Origin of the sequence: Demequina capsici (genome assembly GCF_032102965.1) — a bacterium.
In the GTDB taxonomy this organism is placed as follows: domain Bacteria; phylum Actinomycetota; class Actinomycetes; order Actinomycetales; family Demequinaceae; genus Demequina; species Demequina capsici.
The window spans coordinates 2,385,974-2,405,787 of record NZ_CP134880.1 but is presented as its reverse complement, the minus strand read 5'-3'; the positions used below and the strand labels follow the sequence as shown (position 1 = coordinate 2,405,787).

Annotated in this window: 17 protein-coding genes; 15 read left to right on the top strand and 2 right to left on the bottom strand. The window is 70.5% G+C overall.

Annotated features, from left to right (window positions below):
• Positions 1 to 86 precede the first annotated feature (86 nt).
• The 9 genes from RN607_RS11435 to RN607_RS11395 all read left to right on the top strand — a co-directional run bounded on the left by RN607_RS11435 (position 87) and on the right by RN607_RS11395 (position 11,959).
• Positions 87 to 1,100, top strand: a complete 1,014-nt coding sequence (locus RN607_RS11435; protein WP_313542719.1) for a sensor histidine kinase — start codon at positions 87 to 89, stop codon at positions 1,098 to 1,100.
• A complete protein-coding gene (locus RN607_RS11430) occupies positions 1,097 to 1,747 on the top strand; it encodes a response regulator (RefSeq protein ID WP_313542718.1) in 651 nt (216 codons plus the stop codon). The genes RN607_RS11435 and RN607_RS11430 overlap by 4 nt, the downstream gene beginning before the upstream one ends.
• A 199-nt stretch (positions 1,748 to 1,946) precedes the next feature.
• The gene (locus tag RN607_RS11425; RefSeq protein ID WP_313542716.1) at positions 1,947 to 3,131 is read left to right on the top strand and encodes a GGDEF domain-containing protein; all 1,185 of its coding nucleotides are present in this window, start codon (positions 1,947 to 1,949) and stop codon (positions 3,129 to 3,131) included.
• Positions 3,132 to 3,227: 96 nt separating this feature from the next.
• Complete coding sequence (locus RN607_RS11420; RefSeq protein ID WP_313542714.1) at positions 3,228 to 4,424, top strand: GGDEF domain-containing protein; 1,197 nt, start codon at positions 3,228 to 3,230, stop codon at positions 4,422 to 4,424.
• A gap of 89 nt (positions 4,425 to 4,513) precedes the next feature.
• Positions 4,514 to 6,877 carry a DNA helicase PcrA gene (gene pcrA, locus RN607_RS11415; protein WP_313542711.1) on the top strand — a complete coding sequence of 788 codons (2,364 nt, stop codon included), beginning with the start codon at positions 4,514 to 4,516 and terminating at the stop codon, positions 6,875 to 6,877.
• A 561-nt stretch (positions 6,878 to 7,438) separates the two neighbouring features.
• The gene (locus RN607_RS11410; protein WP_313497296.1) at positions 7,439 to 8,392 is read left to right on the top strand and encodes an L-lactate dehydrogenase; all 954 of its coding nucleotides are present in this window, start codon (positions 7,439 to 7,441) and stop codon (positions 8,390 to 8,392) included.
• Between the two features lie 117 nt (positions 8,393 to 8,509).
• The gene (sucC, locus tag RN607_RS11405) at positions 8,510 to 9,682 is read left to right on the top strand and encodes an ADP-forming succinate--CoA ligase subunit beta (protein WP_313497294.1); all 1,173 of its coding nucleotides are present in this window, start codon (positions 8,510 to 8,512) and stop codon (positions 9,680 to 9,682) included.
• 13 nt (positions 9,683 to 9,695) lie between these two features.
• Entirely contained in the window at positions 9,696 to 10,574 is an 879-nt protein-coding gene (sucD, locus tag RN607_RS11400) for a succinate--CoA ligase subunit alpha (RefSeq protein WP_313542709.1), read from the top strand.
• Positions 10,575 to 10,687: 113 nt separating this feature from the next.
• Positions 10,688 to 11,959 carry a cell division protein PerM gene (locus RN607_RS11395; RefSeq protein ID WP_313542707.1) on the top strand — a complete coding sequence of 424 codons (1,272 nt, stop codon included), beginning with the start codon at positions 10,688 to 10,690 and terminating at the stop codon, positions 11,957 to 11,959.
• Here the strand turns inward: RN607_RS11395 and RN607_RS11390 are convergent.
• On the bottom strand, positions 11,929 to 12,351 hold the full coding sequence (locus RN607_RS11390) for a hypothetical protein (RefSeq protein ID WP_313497288.1): 423 nt from the start codon (positions 12,349 to 12,351) through the stop codon (positions 11,929 to 11,931). The two genes, RN607_RS11395 and RN607_RS11390, sit on opposite strands and share 31 nt — an antisense overlap.
• A gap of 61 nt (positions 12,352 to 12,412) precedes the next feature.
• Here RN607_RS11390 and purN point away from each other — a divergent pair, with 61 nt between their 5' ends.
• From purN to RN607_RS11375, 3 genes are read left to right on the top strand one after another with little or no spacing between them, the layout of a single operon-like run.
• Entirely contained in the window at positions 12,413 to 13,039 is a 627-nt protein-coding gene (gene purN, locus RN607_RS11385; protein WP_313545436.1) for a phosphoribosylglycinamide formyltransferase, read from the top strand.
• A gap of 9 nt (positions 13,040 to 13,048) precedes the next feature.
• Positions 13,049 to 14,608, top strand: coding sequence for a bifunctional phosphoribosylaminoimidazolecarboxamide formyltransferase/IMP cyclohydrolase (purH, locus tag RN607_RS11380; protein WP_313542705.1), 1,560 nt, complete (start codon positions 13,049 to 13,051; stop codon positions 14,606 to 14,608).
• A 6-nt stretch (positions 14,609 to 14,614) separates the two neighbouring features.
• Positions 14,615 to 14,887, top strand: coding sequence for a DUF3017 domain-containing protein (locus tag RN607_RS11375; RefSeq protein WP_313497285.1), 273 nt, complete (start codon positions 14,615 to 14,617; stop codon positions 14,885 to 14,887).
• Between the two features lie 72 nt (positions 14,888 to 14,959).
• Here RN607_RS11375 and RN607_RS11370 read toward each other — a convergent pair whose 3' ends face one another.
• Positions 14,960 to 15,799 carry an aquaporin gene (locus tag RN607_RS11370; protein WP_313542703.1) on the bottom strand — a complete coding sequence of 280 codons (840 nt, stop codon included), beginning with the start codon at positions 15,797 to 15,799 and terminating at the stop codon, positions 14,960 to 14,962.
• Between the two features lie 244 nt (positions 15,800 to 16,043).
• Here RN607_RS11370 and RN607_RS11365 point away from each other — a divergent pair, with 244 nt between their 5' ends.
• The 3 genes from RN607_RS11365 to RN607_RS11355 all read left to right on the top strand — a co-directional run bounded on the left by RN607_RS11365 (position 16,044) and on the right by RN607_RS11355 (position 19,790).
• A complete protein-coding gene (locus tag RN607_RS11365) occupies positions 16,044 to 17,261 on the top strand; it encodes an NADP-dependent isocitrate dehydrogenase (RefSeq protein WP_313542701.1) in 1,218 nt (405 codons plus the stop codon).
• Positions 17,262 to 17,312: 51 nt separating this feature from the next.
• Positions 17,313 to 18,317, top strand: a complete 1,005-nt coding sequence (locus tag RN607_RS11360) for a malate dehydrogenase (protein WP_313542699.1) — start codon at positions 17,313 to 17,315, stop codon at positions 18,315 to 18,317.
• Positions 18,318 to 18,512: 195 nt separating this feature from the next.
• Complete coding sequence (locus RN607_RS11355) at positions 18,513 to 19,790, top strand: ROK family transcriptional regulator (RefSeq protein ID WP_313542697.1); 1,278 nt, start codon at positions 18,513 to 18,515, stop codon at positions 19,788 to 19,790.
• The last annotated feature ends 24 nt before the right edge of the window (positions 19,791 to 19,814 follow it).

The following is a 19,814-nucleotide window of genomic DNA, read 5'->3' as shown; positions in this document are numbered from 1 at the left end:
CCCCTGATCTTGCGGCGGCATCGGTGCGTCCCGCGTCGGCCACCAGGGGGACGACGTCTCGGGGTGCGCTCTGCCACGATGAGCAGGTGACCGATCAGCGCCTCGCCAGCCCGCTGCGCCGCCGTGCGCCGCAGTCGCGGTGGTGGCTGATGGCGCTCGGCGGGCTGATGCTCGCGACCTCGCTGGCGCTGCTGGCACGCAGGCTGGGGTGGGGTGCCGCGTCGGGGTGGGTGGTCCCGGGGCTGGCCTTCGCGGCCGCGCTGGTGCTCGTGTGGAGCCCGTTGGAGACGGCGGTGCAGGGCGACGCTCGCAGGCCTGACGTCGTGGCGCTGTTCTCCAAGGACGCGTGGGTGCGCGTCGTCCTGGGACTGGTGCTGGGGATCGTGACGCTCGTGTGGTTCGCGCAGTGGCGCTTCACCGACGATCCGCTGCTGCGCGCCGTCCTCATGCCGATCGTGATCGTGGTGGCGCTGGCGCTGATCCTCGCGCCGTGGTGGCTGAGGCTGATCCGTCAGGTGGGCGTGGAGCGGGAGCGTCGGGTCAGGGAGTTCGAGCGGGCGGAGATCGCCGCTCATCTGCACGATTCGGTGCTGCAGACGCTGACCCTGATCCGGGCGAAGGCGGATGATCCCGACGCGGTGGCGAGGCTCGCGCGGGCCCAGGAACGGGATCTGCGTGCCTATCTCTACCAGGAGCGACGCAGCGTCGAGGATTCGGTGGCGACGGCGTTGCAGCGGGCGGTCTCGGAGGTCGAGGACGCACACGGGGTCGCGGTCGACGTGGTGAGCGTGGGTGACGCGCGCACCAGCGAGGCGCTGCGGGCGGGCGTGCGTGCGGCGAAGGAGGCCGTCCAGAACGCGGCGCGGCACGGGCACGAGCCCATCAGCGTGTACGCGGAGCTCACCGCGGACCGGTATGAGATCTTCGTCCGCGACTCGGGCCCCGGCTTCGACCCTTCCCTCGTCCCGGCGGATCGTGCCGGGATCCGCAACTCGATCGTCGGCCGCACCCGCAGGCACGGGGGCGACGCGGTGGTCGCGTCGGCTCCCGGGGGTCGCACCGAGGTCACCATCACCATTCCGCGCAAGGAGGAGCGATGAGCACCAGCGTCGTCATCGTCGACGATCACGATGTGATCAGGGTCGGCGTCCGTGAGTCCCTCGAGGACGACATCGAGGTGGTCGGGGAGGGGCGGGACGTGGAGTCCGCGATCGCCGCGATCCGTCAGGCCAGGCCGCAGGTGGTGATCCTGGACGTGCACCTGCCTGGCGGCACGGGCGGCGGAGCGCTGGACGTGCTGGCCGAGGTGCTGCACGACCCGGAGCCGCCGCGGGTGCTCGCCCTGTCGGTGTCCGACGCGGCGGAGGACGTCGTCGCCGTGGTGCGGGCGGGCGCACGCGGGTACGTCACCAAGTCCATCTCGGGGCCGGACCTCTCCGACGCGGTGCGACGGGTCGCGTCGGGCGACGCGGTGTTCTCCCCGCGCCTGGCAGGCTTCGTGCTCGACGCGTTCAACGCTGCGGGCGGCGAGGTCGCGTCGGTGGACGAGGACCTGGACAAGCTCACCGCCCGCGAGCAGGAGGTGATGCGTCTCATCGCACGCGGCTACACCTACCGAGAGGTGGGGGAGAAGCTCTTCATCTCGATCAAGACGGTCGAGACGCATGTGGGCAAGGTGCTGCACAAGCTGCAGCTCACCAGCCGCCACGAGCTGGCGCACTGGGCGGCGACGCGTCGCATCGTCTGACGGGAGGGCGGGGTGTGTCGCACGTCACCCCCGTGCCGACGGTGGCGCGCGTCACATCCCGAGCAGGGGCGCGCCGGGTAGGCCCGGATCGGCTGCCCGATCGAGCCTCCTTTTCATTGAATCGGTGGCTTGATGGACGATCCCTCTGTGGACGGGTGCGCAGGGCGCCCCGATCGTTGCCGGCTGAGGGAGATGGCGCGTGGTGCGACGTGGGCTGCGTTGGTGGTTCCCTCGTGGGGCCGACGATGACCCGCTGTCCCCAGACGAGGCGGCGGGCCTCCAGGACGCTCAGGAGCAGGCGCTCGCGCGCGTGGCGATCGCATATCTCGGGTCCGCGCTCGCCGCGAGCCTCGTGATGCTCTGGTTCGTCGACACGCTGGCGGGTCTGCCCCATCACGCGCTGCTGGTCGCCGGGACGGCCCTGCTGAACGTGGTCAACGCCGGGCTGCTCGTCGCCGCGGTGCGTGGCCGGCCGCGGTTCGCGACGATGGCGATCTTCTTCGTCGGGACGATAGCGGTGGTCGTCTACGCCGTCACGATCTTCGCGGACGCCCAGATCCATCTGCTGATCATCGGTCTCCTGTTCGCGGCGTTCGTGCTGCTGCGGCCCGAGCAGGACCTCGCCCGGCTCGTGATGGGACTCTTCGCGCTGGGGGCGTTCCTGTATGTCGAGTTCGCCATCGCGCCCGGCACCGGCCTCGTGCCGCTCGACAGCGAGCTCAACCGTGACGCTCAGGCGGGGATCAGGCTGGCCATGGCGAGCCATATCGCGGCGGACGTGGCGCTCATGCAGTTCCGATTCCGCACCGATCGCCGGATCCTGACCGGCATGGCCCGGTATGCCGAGCTGCGTGCGTCGACGGATGAGCTCACGGGTCTGTACAACCGGCGGCCGGTCATCGAGCGCCTGGAGAGGCTGGCGGCGGGCTCAGCGGTGGGGTATGCGATCGCCGTCGTGGATGTGGACGAGTTCAAGACGATCAACGACGGGTTGGGCCACGACGTGGGCGACGCGCTGATCCAGCATGTGGCCGCCACGATGTCGGGCCTGTTCCGCGACTCCGACATGGTGAGCCGCTGGGGCGGGGACGAGTTCCTGGTGGTGCTCGGGGGCGTCCAGAGAGGGGACGTGGAGCCGATCCTCGAACGCCTTCGGAACGCGGTGAAGACTGACGCCGCCGTGAGCGGGATGGACGGAGCCGGCGTCACCGTGTCCATCGGTGCGGCCATGGGCCTCCCGGGGAGCACTCCGGACGAGGTGATCGCCGCGGCGGATCGCGCGCTCTACCGGGCGAAGGAGCAGGGCCGCGATCAGGTGGTCGTCCTGGAGGCGGAGGAGTGTCCCGAGGTGGCTGCTCGTGCGCGCGTCGTCGAGAATCCATAACATTATCGAGATTAGTAACGTACACCGTGGGGCAAGCCGGACGGTCCGAGCGGCCAGACCCTATCCATGCAAGGCACCTGGCAATACCGTGGAGGGATGGACAGCCGCTCGATTCCTGAGCTTCGCGCGTGGGGGGCGCTCAACAGGCGCCGCGAACCGGACTCGCACCCCGTGGCGCTGTCGCCTGCCCAGGCACGGTCGCTCGAGCGGCTCGACCGCACCCGGACCTTGGACTTCGCGCGCGGGTACATCCTCTACTCCGTGCTCACCGCGATCGGCGCCTTCGTGCTGTCGGTGCGCAACGGGGCGCCGGCGCTCGCGATCCTGTGCGCGATCGGCGTCGGACTCCTCGTCACCGCGCTCGGCCTGACGTTCCGGCTCCCGGTGACCGTCTCGGGCGTGGTCGTGATCCTCAGCAACCTGGCGCTCGTCGTGGCGCTGGACGTCGGGTTCTCAGGCGACGCGTCGTTCGACCTGCAGCTGTTCGGCCTCGGCCTCGCCGTCTTCGTGCTCCTCTTCGAGGCGCCTCGCCTGGTGCGCGCCGTGCTCACGCTCGTCATCGCAGGCATGTTCGTCGCGCTGCAGTTCCTCACCTCCGACGCGCTCGTGACGCCGGGGCTGTCCGACGCCCGCATGCACACGGTCTCGCTCTGGAACAACCTCCTCACCGTCTCCGCCGTGCTCGTCGCCGTGCTGATGCTCCAGATGCGCTTCAACGCCGCGCGGCGCATCCTCGAAGGCACCGCGCGCTACGGCGAGCTGCAGGCGTCCACGGACCCGCTCACCGGACTCGTGAACAGGCGGCCCGTCGTCGAACGCCTCACCGAGCTCGAGCGCGAGAGCAGGTTCGACTACGCGATCGCCGTGCTCGACCTGGACAACTTCAAGGACGTGAACGACGCCTTCGGCCACGACTGCGGCGACGCCGCCATCGCGTCGGTCGCCGAGGTGCTCGCGGACTCGTTCCGCGACATGGACGTCGTCAGCCGCTGGGGCGGGGACGAGTTCGTGGTCGTGATCTCCCGCATCCTTCCGTCCGAGCTCGAGGCGCTGCTCGAACGGGTCCGGCGCCGCATCGAGAACACCTGGTTCGGGTGCGAGGGCCGCGACAGCTCCGTCACCGTGTCCATCGGAGCAGCGCGCGCAAGGCCCGCCCGCACGCCGCACGACTGCCTGACGGCCGCCGACGAGGCGCTCTACCAGGCGAAGGAGGCGGGCCGCAACCGCGTCGTCGTCCTCCACCAGTACGACCGCTCCGTCGACGGCCGCACCCCTCAGGATCCCCTGATCTGAGGCGAGGGGAGAGCGTGCGCCCGAACGCTCCCGAGCGCCCGTCGGAGCCGGTCCCGCGCGTCGGTCGCTGCACCTAGACTGGCCCGGTCATGGATGCGCTCTTCGATCTCACCGACCCTGCCGACCCCACCCCGACGCCGGCCGAGCCCACGCAGTCGGCGCTCGTCGAGGGGCTGAACCCGCCTCAGGCCGAGGCGGTGCTCCACGAGGGCCACGCCCTGCTGATCATCGCGGGCGCAGGCTCCGGCAAGACCCGCGTGCTCACCCATCGGATCGCCCACCTGCTCGAATCCGGTCGCGCCCGCCCGCATGAGATCCTGGCGATCACCTTCACCAACAAGGCCGCAGGAGAGATGCGCGAGAGGGTCGCCGCCCTCGTCGGGCCCGAGGCCCGCCACATGTGGGTCTCCACCTTCCATTCGGCGTGCGTGAGGATCCTGCGCGCGCACCACGAGGCGGCGGGCCTGCGCTCGTCGTTCTCGATCTACGACACCGCCGACTCCGCCAACCTCATGAAGCTCGTCATGAAGGAGCTGGACCTCGACCCCAAGAAGTTCACGCCCAAGGCGATCCTGGGCCGCATCGGCACGTTCAAGGACGAGCTGATCAGCCCGCAGCAGGCGCTCGCTGCCGCCGAGGGCGCCAGCCGCTACAGCCTGGACCACGCGGCCGCGACCGCGTACGGGCCCTACCAGCGTCGGCTCGAGGCCGCCCACGCCGTCGACTTCGACGACATCATCGTCAAGACCGTGCACCTCATGCAGGACCACCCGGAGATCGTCGCCGAGTACCGCGGGCGCTTCCGCCACGTGCTCGTCGACGAGTATCAGGACACCAACCACGCGCAGTACGTGCTGGTGCGCGAGCTCGTGGGGGACACCGGCGAGCTCACCGTCGTCGGTGACGCCGACCAGTCCATCTACGCCTTCCGCGGCGCCACGATCCGCAACATCCTGGAGTTCGAGAAGGACTACCCGGCGGCGCACATCGTGCACCTCGAGCAGAACTACCGCTCCACGCAGACCATCCTCACGGCCGCGAACTCGGTGATCGCGAACAACGAGGGTCGGCGCCCCAAGAACCTGTGGACCGATGCGGGCGCGGGTGCGCGCATCGTCGGCTTCTCCGGCGACTCCGAGCAGGACGAGGCCAAGTTCGTCGCCGACGAGATCTCCCGGCTCATGCGTGAGGACGGCGTCGAACCATCCGACGTGGCGATCATGTACCGCGCGAACGCGCAGTCCCGCGCGCTCGAGGAGCGCTTCATGCGCGCCGACATCCCGTACAAGGTGATCGGCGGCACGCGCTTCTACGAGCGCAAGGAGATCAAGGACATGCTCGCCTACCTGGCGGCTGTCGTGAACGAGGACGACGACATCGCGATGCGGCGCGTCATCAACACCCCCAAGCGCGGCATCGGCGACGCTGCGGTGGACTCGATCGCGATCCTCCAGCGGGCGAACGCCGTCGCTCCGATCAGCTTCGGCGCGGCGCTGCGCAAGGCGGACGAGGCGGGCCTCGCTACTCGTTCGCTGAGGGCCATCCAGGACTTCGTGGCGCTCATGGACGACCTCCGCTCGCTCGCCGAGGACAACGGCCCTGCGGGCACGCTCGACGCGATCGCCGACCGCTCCGGCATGCTCGCCACGCTGCGCTCCTCCGACGACCCGCAGGATGCCAGCCGGATCGAGAACATCATGGAGCTCGTGGCCGTGGGTCGAGAGTTCTCCGAGGAGAACCCCGAGGGCACGCTCACGGACTTCCTCGAGAAGGTGGCGCTCGTCGCCGACGCCGACCAGGTGCCCGACGCGGACGGCACCGGGGGTGTCGTGACGCTCATGACGCTGCACACGGCCAAGGGACTCGAGTTCCCGGTCGTGTTCCTCACCGGCATGGAGGACGGCACGTTCCCCCACATGCGGTCGATCGAGTCCGGGCAGCTCAAGGACATGGAGGAGGAACGGCGCCTCGCGTACGTGGGCCTGACCCGCGCTCGCCAGCGCCTCTACCTCACGCGCGCGGAGGTCCGCTCCAGCTGGGGCGCGCCGCAGTACTTCGGCGCCTCACGCTTCGTCGAGGAGATCCCCGCCGAGCTCATGGAGTGGAAGCGCTCCGAGGCGTCCATGGCCTCCCTGCGCGCCCGCTCCGACCGCGGCACGTCACGCTCCGGCTCGTGGTCGGGCATGGGGTACGGCGGCAGCCAGGACCGTGCCGACGGCAACTCGTACTCGCGGGCGGGCGCGGTCAGCACCCGTCGGGTCCCGCCCAGCCCTCCGGGCTCCGGCGGCGGCGACATCGGCTTCGAGGTGGGCGACCGCGTGCTGCACGACAAGTTCGGCATGGGCAAGGTGGTCGGCACCGAGGGCTCCGGACGCAACGCCGTGGCGAAGGTCGACTTCGGCTCGGAGGTCAAGCGGCTCGTGCTGCGATTCAACAACCTCGAGAAGCTCTGACCCTCTCGAGGCACCCGGTTGCGTTCAGCCGCCTGTCTGATGGCCGGCCTGCGCCACCCGCCGCCACCCGCCGCTGTTCGGGTGGCTCAGTGTCGGTTCTGAGCGGCCGCAGCATCTGAGGGGTGGGCCAGTGTCGGTTCTGAGCGGTCGCAGCATCTGAGGGGTGTGCCAGTGTCGGTTCTGAGCCGTCACAGCTGTTCGGGTGGCTCAGTGTCGGTTCTGAGCCGTCGCGGCGTCTGAGGGGTGGGCCAGTGTCGCCGGAAGAGTCGATCCGTCCGCCGCGCGAGCGGGGTCGCGCGACCGCGACGCCCGACACTCACTTACGCGTCAGATGCGCGGGCGCCTCGGATCCGACACTCACTTACCCGTCAGATGCGCGGGCGCCTCGGATCCGACACTCACTAACCCGTCAGATGCAGCGAACCCCGGAAAGCGACACTGGTGCACCCCGACGGGGAGAGCGGCGGCGGAGGCAGCGCCGCCGTGCTCCCCTGTCGCCTGGGGGACCTTGGGCCCACGTTCCGAGTAGGCTCTTCGCAGACCCGAACCCACGGAGGAACAGTGGAAACCAGGACGTCCAAGGTCTCGATCGTCGGCGCCGGCGCGGTCGGCTCGACCCTCGCCTACGCAGGGCTGATGCGCGGATTCGCGCGTACCGTCGCCCTGTACGACATCAACAAGGCGAAGGTCGAGGCGGAGGCTCTGGACCTCGCCCAGGGCATCCAGTTCATGCCTGAGGCGACCGTGCTCGGCTCCAACGAGGTGGAGGTCGTCGAGGGCTCCGACGTGGTGGTCATCACGGCCGGCGCGAAGCAGCAGCCGGGGCAGTCGCGCATGGAGCTCGCGGGCGCCACGATCTCGCTCATGGACAAGGTGCTGCCGCCTCTGCTCAAGGCCGCGCCCGACGCCATCTACATCCTCGTGACGAACCCGGTGGACGTCGTCACCTTCGCCGCGCTCAAGAAGTCCGGCATGGACCCCGCGCAGATGTTCGGCTCCGGCACGGCTCTCGACACCTCGCGCCTGCGCCACCAGATCGCCGCCGAGTGCGACGTCGCAGTGGGCAACGTCCACGCCTACATCGCGGGCGAGCACGGCGATTCCGAGGTCGCGCTGTGGTCGTCCGCGACCATCGGCGGCCAGCCGCTCACCGAGTGGCGCGGACGCGACGGCGAGGTCGTCATGACGGCGGAGGTGTGCGAGCGGATCCACCATGACGTGATGCGCTCCGCCTACACGATCATCGAGGGCAAGGGCGCCACCAACTACGCGGTCGGCGCCGCGGGTGCGCGCATCGTCGAGGCCGTGCTGGGCGACCAGCGGCGCATCATGCCGGTCTCCACGCTGATCGACTACCCGGGCGTCGGGGAGGTCTGCATGTCGCTGCCCGCCGTGATCGGCCGCAACGGCATCGAGCACCACGCCACCACGCCCATGGACGCCGCCGAGAAGGCGGCGCTCGAGGCGTCGGCGCGATCCATCCGGGAGACAGCGGAGCAGTTCGGCGTCGCCTGAGCCACCTGCGCGACGGCACGCCATCGGGGCTTGCGGGCGGACCTTCGTCCCGGGCTAGGCTGTCCCCGTCGAACCCCACCGCCGTGATCCGGCGTCACCGACCGCAAAGGACCAACGATGGACCTGTACGAGTACCAGGCCCGCGATGTCTTCGAGAAGCACGGGGTCCCTGTGCTCCCTGGCATCGTGGCCTCCACCCCCGACGAGGCGAAGGCCGCGGCAGAGCAGCTGGGAGGCGGCACCGTCGTCGTCAAGGCCCAGGTGAAGACCGGTGGCCGCGGGAAGGTGGGCGGCGTGCGCGTCGTCCATTCGCCCGACGCGGCGCACGCGGCGGCCACGGAGATCCTCGGGATGGACATCAAGGGCCACACGGTCCACAAGGTGATGATCGCTGCGGGCGCGTTCATCGAGCAGGAGTTCTACATCTCGATCCTGCTCGACCGCGCCGAGCGCCGTTACCTGGCGATGTGCTCCGTCGAGGGCGGCATGGAGATCGAGCAGCTCGCGGTCGAGAAGCCGGAGGCGCTCGCGCGGGTCGCCATCGACCCGCTGGTGGGCGTCGATGCCGCGAAGGCCGCCCAGATCGTCGCCGAGGCAGGGTTCCCCGACGAGCTCGCGGACAAGGTCGCCGCGGTCATCGAGAGCCTGTGGACGGTCTACGACCAGGAGGACGCGACGCTGGTGGAGGTCAACCCGCTGGTGCTCACGGCCGCAGGCGACATCATCGCGCTCGACGGCAAGGTCACCCTGGACGACAACGCGTCGTTCCGGCACGACGACCACGCCGCGCTCGAGGACAAGGCCGCAGCGGACCCGCTCGAGGCCAAGGCCAAGCACATGAACCTCAACTACGTGAAGCTCGACGGCTCGGTCGGCATCATCGGCAACGGTGCAGGCCTCGTCATGTCGACGCTCGACGTCGTCGCGTACGCAGGCGAGCAGTTCGGCGGCGTCAAGCCCGCGAACTTCCTCGACATCGGCGGCGGCGCGTCCGCGGAGGTGATGGCCAACGGGCTCGACGTGATCCTCCACGACCCGCAGGTCAAGAGCGTGTTCGTCAACGTCTTCGGCGGCATCACCTCGTGCGTCGCGGTGGCCGACGGCATCGTCGGCGCGCTGCAGGCGCTCGGGGACGAGGCCAGCAAGCCGCTCGTCGTCCGCCTGGACGGAAACGCGGTGGACGAGGGGCGCGCGATCCTCGCGGCCGCGAACCACCCGCTCGTGACCATCGTCGAGACCATGGACGGCGCCGCGGCCAAGGCCGCCGAGCTCGCCGCCACGGCAGCGTAAGGAGACTTGAGACATGGCGATCTTCCTCACCAAGGACTCCAAGGTCATCGTCCAGGGCATGACCGGCTCGGAGGGCATGAAGCACACGCAGCGCATGCTCGCCTCCGGCACCAACATCGTCGGCGGCGTGAACCCGCGCAAGGCCGGTGCCGAGGTCGAGTTCCCCGGCGACGTGCTGGTCCCCGTGTACGGGACCGTCGCGGAGGCGATGGAGGCCACAGGAGCGGATGTGTCGGTGCTCTTCGTGCCGCCGCCGTTCACCAAGTCGGCCGTGCTCGAGGCCGTCGACGCCGGCATGCCGCTCGTCGTGATCATCACCGAGGGCGTGCCCGTAGCGGACACCGCGGAGTTCTTCGCGTACGCGCAGTCCAAGGGCACGCGCCTGATCGGCCCGAACTGCCCGGGTCTCATCACCCCCGGCGAGTCGAACGTGGGCATCACGCCGGCCACGATCACCGGTCCCGGCCGCATCGGCCTCGTGTCCAAGTCGGGCACGCTGACCTATCAGATGCTGTTCGAGCTGCGCGACATCGGCTTCTCCACCGCGGTCGGCATCGGCGGCGACCCGATCGTCGGCACCACCCACATCGACTGCCTCGAGGCGTTCCAGAACGACCCAGACACGGACGCGATCGTCATGATCGGCGAGATCGGCGGCGACGCCGAGGAGCGTGCAGCGGCCTACATCAAGGAGCACGTCACCAAGCCCGTGGTCGGCTACGTCGCGGGCTTCGAGGCGCCCGAGGGCAAGACGATGGGCCACGCGGGCGCGATCGTCTCCGGCTCGGCGGGCACCGCCCAGGCCAAGAAGGAGGCGCTCGAGGCCGCCGGCGTCAAGGTCGGCAAGACGCCGTCCGAGACGGCGCGCCTCATGCGCGAGCTCCTCAGCTAGCAGCGCCGGTCGCGCGACGGCCCGCATCCCTGCCACGGGATGCGGGCCGTCGTCATGCGGGCGACGCGCGTCGGTGCGCCGCATCGAGTCCGGATCGGGTGACCATGGACCCCATGACAGCTCCGACCGTCGCGCCGCGCGCCCCCCGCACGCTGGCGGGGGAGCTTCCCGTGTGGGCGAGCGGGCTCGTCACCGGAGCGGTCGCCGCTGCCGCGTCGCTGCTGATCGTCGTCGCGCCGACCCTTGCCGCGCTCGCAGCCTCGCCTGACACCGGTAGCGCCATCGACTGGGGGTCGGCGTTCCCCGTCGCGACGCGGCTGTGGCTCCTGGGCCTCGGCGTGCCGGTCGCGACGTCTGCGGGCTTGTTCTCGCTCGTGCCGCTCGGGCTGACGATCGTGACGCTGCTGATCGTGATCGCCACCGCCCAGCGTTTCCTGATGCGCTCCTGGGCGGCCGCGCTGCTCGCGTCGGTGACGTTCGCCGTGCTCGCGGGATTCGCGGCGTCGTTCGCGTGGGCCGGCGCTGACGACGCGTCCGGATCCACCGCGCGTGCCGTGATCGGCGGTCTGGTCGTGGCGGCGCCTGGCGCCGTCATCGGGCGAGTGCGTGCGCACGGCCTCACGATCGACGTCGTCGACCGCATCCCGCCCGCAGTGCGCACAGGGATCCGCGCAGCGTTCGCATCGATCGCCGCGGGGCTGGGGATCGCGGCGGTCGCAGGGGTGGCCTCGACGCTCGAGGGCGCTCACGCGATCGCGGACACGGCGACGGCGCTGGACGCGGGCGTGGTGGGCAACGCGGTCCTGGCCGTCGGCCAGCTGCTGTACCTGCCCACGCTAGTCGTGTGGATGCTCGCCTGGGTGTCCGGCGTCGGCTTCTCCGTGGGGGACGGCAGCCTGTACTCGCCGGGGAGCACGACCGCCGGGGCGCTTCCGGAGCTGCCGCTGCTCGGGGCGCTTCCTCAAGGCGCGGGCGGGCTGCTCCTGTGGACCCCGCTGCTGCTGGTCGCGGTCGGCGTGCTCGTGCGGGTGGCGTTGCGCCGCAGGCTGTGGTCGTGGAGGGACGACGCGGTGGCTGCGGCCACGGCGACGCTCCTCACGTTCGTGCTCGTCGCAGTCCTCGCCGCGCTCGCGTCGGGCGCGGCAGGGCCCGGACGCCTCTCGCACGTCGGGCCCGAGGTGTGGGCCGTGGCGGGCGCGGTCGCGGGCCTTCTTGCGCTGGGGTACGTGACGGTGGGTGCGACCGCGGCTCTCGTGGCGCGCTTGCGCGGCACCGACCCGCGGCGGCGGGACACCGAGCCTGGGCTGGAGGAGCCCGCGCGCCCGGCTTCGGACGACGAGCGCTCGCAGGAGGCTCAGCCCGCCGAGGGCAGCTCCACCCCGTAGCGGTGCAGCAGGTCCTGGTAGGCCTGGTCGAAGTCCGTCTGGCACTGCTGCCGCGCGGAGTTCGTGATCGCCCGCGAGTTGCACGACGCGAGGTCGTTGAGCGGCTGGAACAGCAGCAGCATGCCCGCAGCGGACATCGCGGAGAGGCCGCCGAGCACCACGCCGACGATCGCGTTCGCGCGGCTCCAGCCCCGCAGATCCGCGGCGCCGCGAGACGTGAGCGCGATGATCCCCGCGACGATCGTCACCGGCCCCAGCACGAGCGCTCCGAGAGTCCACGGGAATCCGAGAAGCAGCAGCAGCGCGAGGCCGAGCACGAGCACGCTGAGCGCGCGCGACCAGCGCTGCGCGGGAGTCTGCGGCGGCTGTGCTGCAGGGTTCGGGTCGGGCACGGTGCTCCTCGCTTCGTCAGGGCCTCCAGCATGCCGATAGGCTCGCCCTGTGACAAACCGGATGTCCCCGCAACGGCTCGTCGTGCTCGTGTCAGGCACGGGCTCGGTGATGCAGGCGCTGCTCGACGCGGTGGCCGACGAGGCCTTCGGCGCCCGCGTGGCGGCTGTCGTGTCGGACCGCGCCGAGGTGGGTGCGCTGGCGATCGCGGAGGAGGCGCGGATCCCCACGGCGGTGGTCCGTCCCGGCGACTTCCCCGATCGGCGCACGTGGGATGAGGCGCTCGCGCGGACCATCGCGTCGTTCGATCCCGACCTGCTGGTGTGCGCGGGGTTCATGCGGCTGCTGGGCGCGCCGGTCCTGAGCCGGTGGCCCGGAAGGATCGTCAACACGCATCCGGCGCTGCTGCCGTCGTACCCGGGCGCTCATGCGGTGAGGGACGCGCTCGCGGGTGGCGCGAAGGTGACCGGGTGCACCGTGATGCTCGTCGACGAGGGTGTGGATACCGGCCCCATCCTGGCGCAGGCCGCGGTGGACGTGCGGGACAATGACAGCGAGGAGTCGCTGCACACGCGGATCAAGGCGATCGAGCGCGGCCTGGTCGTCAACACGGTCGGGCGGATGGTGCGCGACGGTTGGACCTTGAACGGCCGGGTGGCGACGCTCGGGCAGCCACGACATGAGGATTGAGGAGTCATGATGACGGACCGCCAGGACGTGCGCAGGGCGCTGATCTCGGTCTACGACAAGACCGGGCTCGAGGAGCTCGCGAAGGCGCTGGTCGGTGCGGGTGTCGAGATCGTGTCGACGGGATCGACCGCCAAGCGCATCGCCGACGCCGGTCTGGCGGTCACGCCGGTGGACCAGGTCACGGGATTCCCCGAGTGCCTGGACGGTCGCGTGAAGACGCTCCATCCGCGCATCCACGCGGGGATCCTGGCGGACCGTCGTCTCGCGGACCACCGTGCCCAGCTCTCGGAGCTCGACATCGAGCCCTTCGACCTGGTGGTCGTGAACCTCTACCCGTTCGTCCAGACCGTCGCGTCCGGTGCGTCGCAGGACGACACGATCGAGCAGATCGACATCGGCGGTCCCTCGATGGTCCGCGCCGCAGCGAAGAACCACGCGTCCGTCGCCGTGGTGGTGGACCCGGCCGACTACGCCGACGCGGCCGACGCGGTGGCCGGCGGGGGATTCACGCTCGCCCAGCGCCAGGCGTTCGCGGCGAAGGCGTTCCGGCACACCGCGGAGTACGACATCCACGTCGCGTCGTGGATGGGCAGCGTGGTCGCCCCCGACGCGGACGACGCCGGCAACCCGGGCTGGATCGCCGCCTCCTTCGAGCGGCTCGGCTCGTTGCGATACGGCGAGAACCCGCACCAGAGCGCGGCCGTGTACCGGGATCCGCTGGTCGCGGGCGGGCTGGCGCAGGCCGAGCAGCTGCACGGCAAGGAGATGAGCTTCAACAACTACGTGGACGCCGACGCCGCCGTGCGCGCCGCCTACGACCACGACGGCATCGCGGTCGCGGTCATCAAGCATGCGAACCCGTGCGGCATCGCGGTGGGCAGGGACATCGCCGAGGCGCACCGGCGCGCCCACGCCACCGATCCCGTGTCGGCCTACGGCGGAGTGATCGCAGCCAACGACACGATCACGGTCGAGGCCGCGAACCAGATCAAGGACATCTTCACCGAGGTGGTGGTCGCGCCTGGCTTCGAGCCCGCGGCGCTCGACATCCTCACCAAGAAGAAGAACATCCGCCTGCTCAAGCTGGACCCGGCGCCGCTGGCGCACGAGTGGCGGCGCATCACGGGCGGTCTGCTGGTGCAGGCGACCGACCGGATCGACGCGCCTGGGGACGACCCCACCGCGTGGGAGCAGGTCGCGGGCGGCCCGGTGGCGCCCGAGCTGCTCGCCGACCTCGTCTTCGCGTGGAGGTCGTGCCGCGCCGTGAAGTCCAACGCGATCCTGCTGGCCAAGGACGGCGCGGCCGTCGGCATCGGCATGGGGCAGGTGAACCGTGTCGACTCGTGCCGCCTTGCCGTGGAGCGCGCCGGTGAGGACAGGGCGCGCGGCTCCGTCGCCGCCTCGGACGCGTTCTTCCCGTTCGCCGACGGACTGCAGGTGCTGATCGATGCCGGGGTCACGGCGGTCGTCTCGCCCGGAGGGTCGGTCCGCGACGCCGAGGTGATCGAGGCCGCCCAGTCCGCGGGGATAGCCCTGTTCCATACCGGTACCCGGCACTTCTTCCATTGAGCCGCGATGTCCCAGGTGCCTGACACTCCGCAGACGTCCGAACCGGTCGCGGTCGCCACGCTGATCGGCATGGCGGTCGCGGTTGCGCTTGCGCTGGTGGTCGGGCCCCGCCTCGCCGTGCTGCTCATGGCGGCGGCCTGCGTCGCGGGAGCCGTGGCGCGCGTCGTCCTGCCGGTCGACCGGGCGTTCTCCGTACGGCGGCGGGCGATCGACGTCGGGATGATGGTCGCGTTCGCCGCAGGGCTGACGTTCCTGGGCCTGACCGCACCGCTCGGCTGACTGCCGCGGTGCGAGGAGGGCCGGTCACCGCATGGTGACCGGCCCTCTTCGCATGCGTGGGGTCTGTGGACGTCAGTCCTCGACGACGACGATCGTCTCCATGACCGCGTAGCGCAGCAGGTCCTGCTTGGGACCGAGCGCACGGAACAGCACGCCGGCGACAGCGCCGCCGATCAGCGGGGCGGCCCAGAACAGCCACACCTGCTGCAGCGCCCAGATGTCGGACCAGATGGCGGTGCCCGTGGCGCGTGCCGGGTTGAGCGCGCCGTTGGTGAACGGGATGGCGATGAGAACGAGGAAGCCGACGGTGAGGCCGATGCCGAACGGTGCGAGGGCGGCGCCGGCCTTGTTCGTGACCGACGTCACGGACAGCACGACGCTCACCAGCAGCGCGGCGATGACGATCTCGATGAGCGCGGCCGAGAGGATGCCGAACTGCGTGGGGGAGTGCTCGCCGTACCCGTTGGAGGCGCCGCTGATGAAGGCGCGCGTGGTGCCCAGCTGGTCGTAGAGCGCGTTGTTCGCCACGAGCAGGGAGAACATGCCGGCGGCCGCGCTGGCGCCGATCACCTGCGCGACGATGTACGGCGCGACGTCACGCCCAGGGAACCGGCCTGCGATCCAGACGCCGAACGTCACCGCAGGGTTCAGGTGGGCGCCGGAGATGCCGCCGAAGATCAGCGCGGCGATGATCACGCCGAGCGCGAACCCGAACGGCACAGCGAGGGCGCCCCACTGGAGCACGCCGGAGAACAGGGCGGCGCCCACTCCCATGAACACGAGGATGAACGTGCCCCCCGCCTCGGCGGCGCTGCGCGCCAGGAGCGACGGCCCGGATGTCTGCACCACGATCGCCTCGTCGGCGACGACGACGGGCTCGTCGCCCCACGGGCTGGTGTCCTGCTCGGTCATGTGTGCTCCCCTTCGTGCTCCGCCGGGCGCGCGGGCGCGCGTCCTCCTCGATCTTGGCAGGCGGGGACCGGCGGCGCGCGATGACTCGCGACCGCGCGTTCTGGGGTGTCGGGGCCGGCGCGTGCCCATGCGACCCACGATCGGGACGCTGGTCCCTGGACACGGGCGCGGCGCCGGGCTGTGCGCTATGGGACTCGTGGACTAGCCTGGGGTCACCGATTCGAAGAACGCGTGAGGACATCGCATGGCGAAGATCAAGGTCGAAGGCAAGGTCGTCGAGCTCGACGGCGACGAGATGACGCGGATCATCTGGCAGTTCATCAAGGACCGTCTGATCCACCCGTACCTCGACATCGACCTGGAGTACTACGACCTCGGAATCGAGTCGCGCGACGCGACCGATGACCAGATCACCATCGACGCCGCGAACGCCATCAAGCAGCACGGCGTCGGCGTGAAGTGCGCCACGATCACGCCGGACGAGGCACGCGTCGAGGAGTTCGGCCTCAAGCGCATGTACGTGTCGCCGAACGGCACGATCCGCAACATCCTGGGCGGCGTCGTGTTCCGCGAGCCGATCATCATCTCCAACATCCCGCGCCTGGTGCCGGGTTGGACCAAGCCGATCGTCATCGGCCGTCATGCGCACGGCGACCAGTACAAGGCCACCAACTTCAAGGTTCCGGGCGCCGGCAAGGTCACCATCACGTTCACGCCGGAGGACGGCTCCGAGCCGATCGAGCACGTCGTCGCCAACTATGGCGAGGACGGCGGCGTGGCCATGGGGATGTACAACTTCAACAGGTCCATCGAGGACTTCGCCCGCGCGTCGTTCGCCTACGGCCTGCAGCGCGGCTACCCCGTCTACCTCTCCACGAAGAACACGATCCTCAAGGCGTACGACGGTGCGTTCAAGGACATCTTCGCGGACGTGTTCGACAAGGAGTACAAGGCGCAGTACGACGCCGCGGGCCTCACCTACGAGCACCGCCTGATCGACGACATGGTCGCCGCCGCCATGAAGTGGGAGGGCGGCTACGTCTGGGCCTGCAAGAACTACGACGGCGACGTCCAGTCCGACACGGTGGCGCAGGGCTTCGGATCGCTCGGCCTCATGACGTCGGTCCTCATGACGCCGGACGGCCAGACCGTCGAGGCGGAGGCCGCGCACGGCACCGTGACCCGCCACTATCGCCAGCACCAGGCCGGCAAGCCCACGTCGACCAACCCGATCGCGTCGATCTTCGCGTGGACCGGCGGGCTCAAGCACCGTGGCAAGCTGGACGGCACCCCCGAGGTCACCGGCTTTGCACAGACTCTCGAGGACGTCATCATCAAGTCCGTCGAGGCGGGCGCGATGACCAAGGACCTGGCGCTGCTGGTCGGTCCCGACCAGGAGTGGCAGACCACCGAGGAGTTCCTCGCCACGCTCGACGAGAACCTCGCGGCGCGCCTGGCCTAGGCTCGCTGCATCAGCCCCCTGCAGTTCCAGTCCCCAAGGAGTCACAGAGCCGTGAGCACCGTCCCCATCAACGTCACCGTCACCGGCGCCGCCGGTCAGATCGGATATGCGCTGCTGTTCCGCATCGCGTCCGGGCAGATGCTCGGGCCCGACGTGCGGGTCAGGCTGAAGATGCTCGAGATCCCGCAGGGAGTCAAGGCAGCCGAGGGCACCGCCATGGAGCTCGAGGACTGCGCGTTCCCGTTGCTGGCGGGCATCGACATCTACGACGACGCGACGCAGGCGTTCGACGGCGTGAACGTCGGCCTGCTCGTCGGTGCACGCCCGCGAGGCGCCGGCATGGAGCGCGGCGACCTGCTGGCGGCGAACGGTGGCATCTTCGGCCCTCAGGGCGAGGCGATCAACGCGGGGGCGGCGGACGACGTGCGCATCCTCGTGGTCGGCAACCCGGCGAACACGAACGCGCTGATCGCGTCGGCACACGCGCCCGACGTGCCTGCGGACCGCTTCAACGCGATGATGCGCCTGGACCACAACCGGGCCCTCGCGCAGCTCGCGCTGAGGACGGGCGCGCCGGTGAGCGAGATCTCGCGGGTCACCATCTGGGGCAACCACTCCGCGAAGCAGCACCCGGACATCACGCACGCTCTGGTGGGTGGGCGTCCGGCGGCCGAGGTCGTGGGGGACGATGCCTGGGTGAAGGGCGAGTTCGTTCCCACGGTGGCGAAGCGGGGCGCGGCGATCATCGACGCCCGCGGTGCGTCGTCGGCGGCCTCTGCGGCGAACGCGGCGATCTCGCACGTTCACGACTGGGTGCTGGGCACTCCGAAGGACGACTGGACCTCGGTGGCCATGCCGTCGGACGGGTCGTACGACGTGCCCGAGGGCCTCGTGTCCTCGTTCCCCGCCTCCTCGGAGGGCGGCCGCTGGGAGATCGTTCAGGGCCTGGAGCTCGACGACTACACGCGTGCCGGCATCGACGCGTCGGTGGCGGAGCTCGTCGAGGAGCGGGACGCGGTGAAGGAGCTGGGCCTGCTTCCGGCGGTCACGATCTGACCACACGCTGAGCCCCGGCGCGCTGGCAGTGCATGAGCGCTGGTCCCGCCCCACGGATCCGACCCTGGTGCACTGCCAGGGCGCGCCGGGCCTGGTCACGGTCGTCGTCGTGACCGGTCACGGAACGATAACGGTTCGATCAAATCTGGGACCGAGGTCTTGCGCGTCATTCGTTAGTAACCTTTACTAACAAACATGACCACGGCGGACATCACCCCCTCGGGGGAACCCACGAGCGGCCCAGCGACCGTCTCGGGCGTGCGCACGGCCCGCCAGGTCGCCGACGGCTCCGCCGCCGGCACCAGGCGGTCCGCATCGGTCGCCGCCACCCGGACCGCCCGTCGCACCGCGCTCGCCTCCACCGTCCGCCCGGGCCACCGGGTGCGCCCGGAGCACGCGCGTCGGCACAACCGCGCCCTCGTGCTCCAAGCGCTGTACCGGGCGGAGGGGCTGAGCCGTGCGGACCTGGCCCGTGAGGTGGGCCTCACCCGCGTCACGATCTCCGATCTGGTCGCGGACCTGATCGCCGAGGACCTCGTCGTCGAGCTCGGGATCCGCGCCGACTCCCGCCCCGGCAAGCCCGCCACGCTGCTCGACATCAACCGCGCCGGGTTCGCGGTGCTCGCGCTCGACCTCTCCAAGGACGCCGTGTTCCGCGGCATCGTCACCGACCTGGACGGCACCGTGCTCCACCGCGAGGAGCTCGACGTCGCGGGCCTCACGGGAGACGCCGCGCTCGAGGCGACCGCCACCGTGCTCGACCGGCTCGTCGAGGCGGCGCAGGCTCGCGTGCTCGGGGTGGGCGTCGGCTCTCCCGGCATCGTCTCCGTCGACGGCACAGTGCTGCGCGCACCGAACCTCGGCTGGTACGACGTGCCGCTTCAGACGCTGCTCGCCGATCGCACCGGTCTGCCCGTGCTGGTCGCGAACGACGCGAACACCGCGGCGCTCGCAGAACGGACCTTCGGTGGGGCAGACGAGGACATGATGCTGATCCGCATCGGCCGCGGTGTCGGCGCGGGTCTCGTGCTCGGCGGGGCGCTGGTCCAAGGCTCCTCCTCGGCTGCAGGCGAGATCGGTCACGTCGTCGTCGGCACCGACGGTGGCGAGCGCTGCGCGTGCGGCAAGGACGGCTGCCTCGAGACGTGGCTCGCGATCCCGCGCCTCACCGAGAGGCTCGACGCCGCTCCCGACGCCGCCGCACGCGAGGCGCTCCTCGTGGAGGCCGGCGAGCGGCTCGGCATCGCCGTCGCGCCCGTCGTCGGCGCGCTCGACTTGGGGGAGGTCGTCCTGAGCGGCCCCCTCGATGTGCTGGACGGACCGCTGCTGGACAGCGCCGTGCAGACGCTCCGCAACCGGACGATGGCCAGTGTCCACGGCCACCTGTCGGTGCGGATGACCGGGCTGGGGCGCGACATCGTCGTCCTCGGCGCGGCCGTCATGGTCCTCACGGACCAGCTGGGGGTCTCATGACCTCCGAAGCCCACGGGTCGTAGC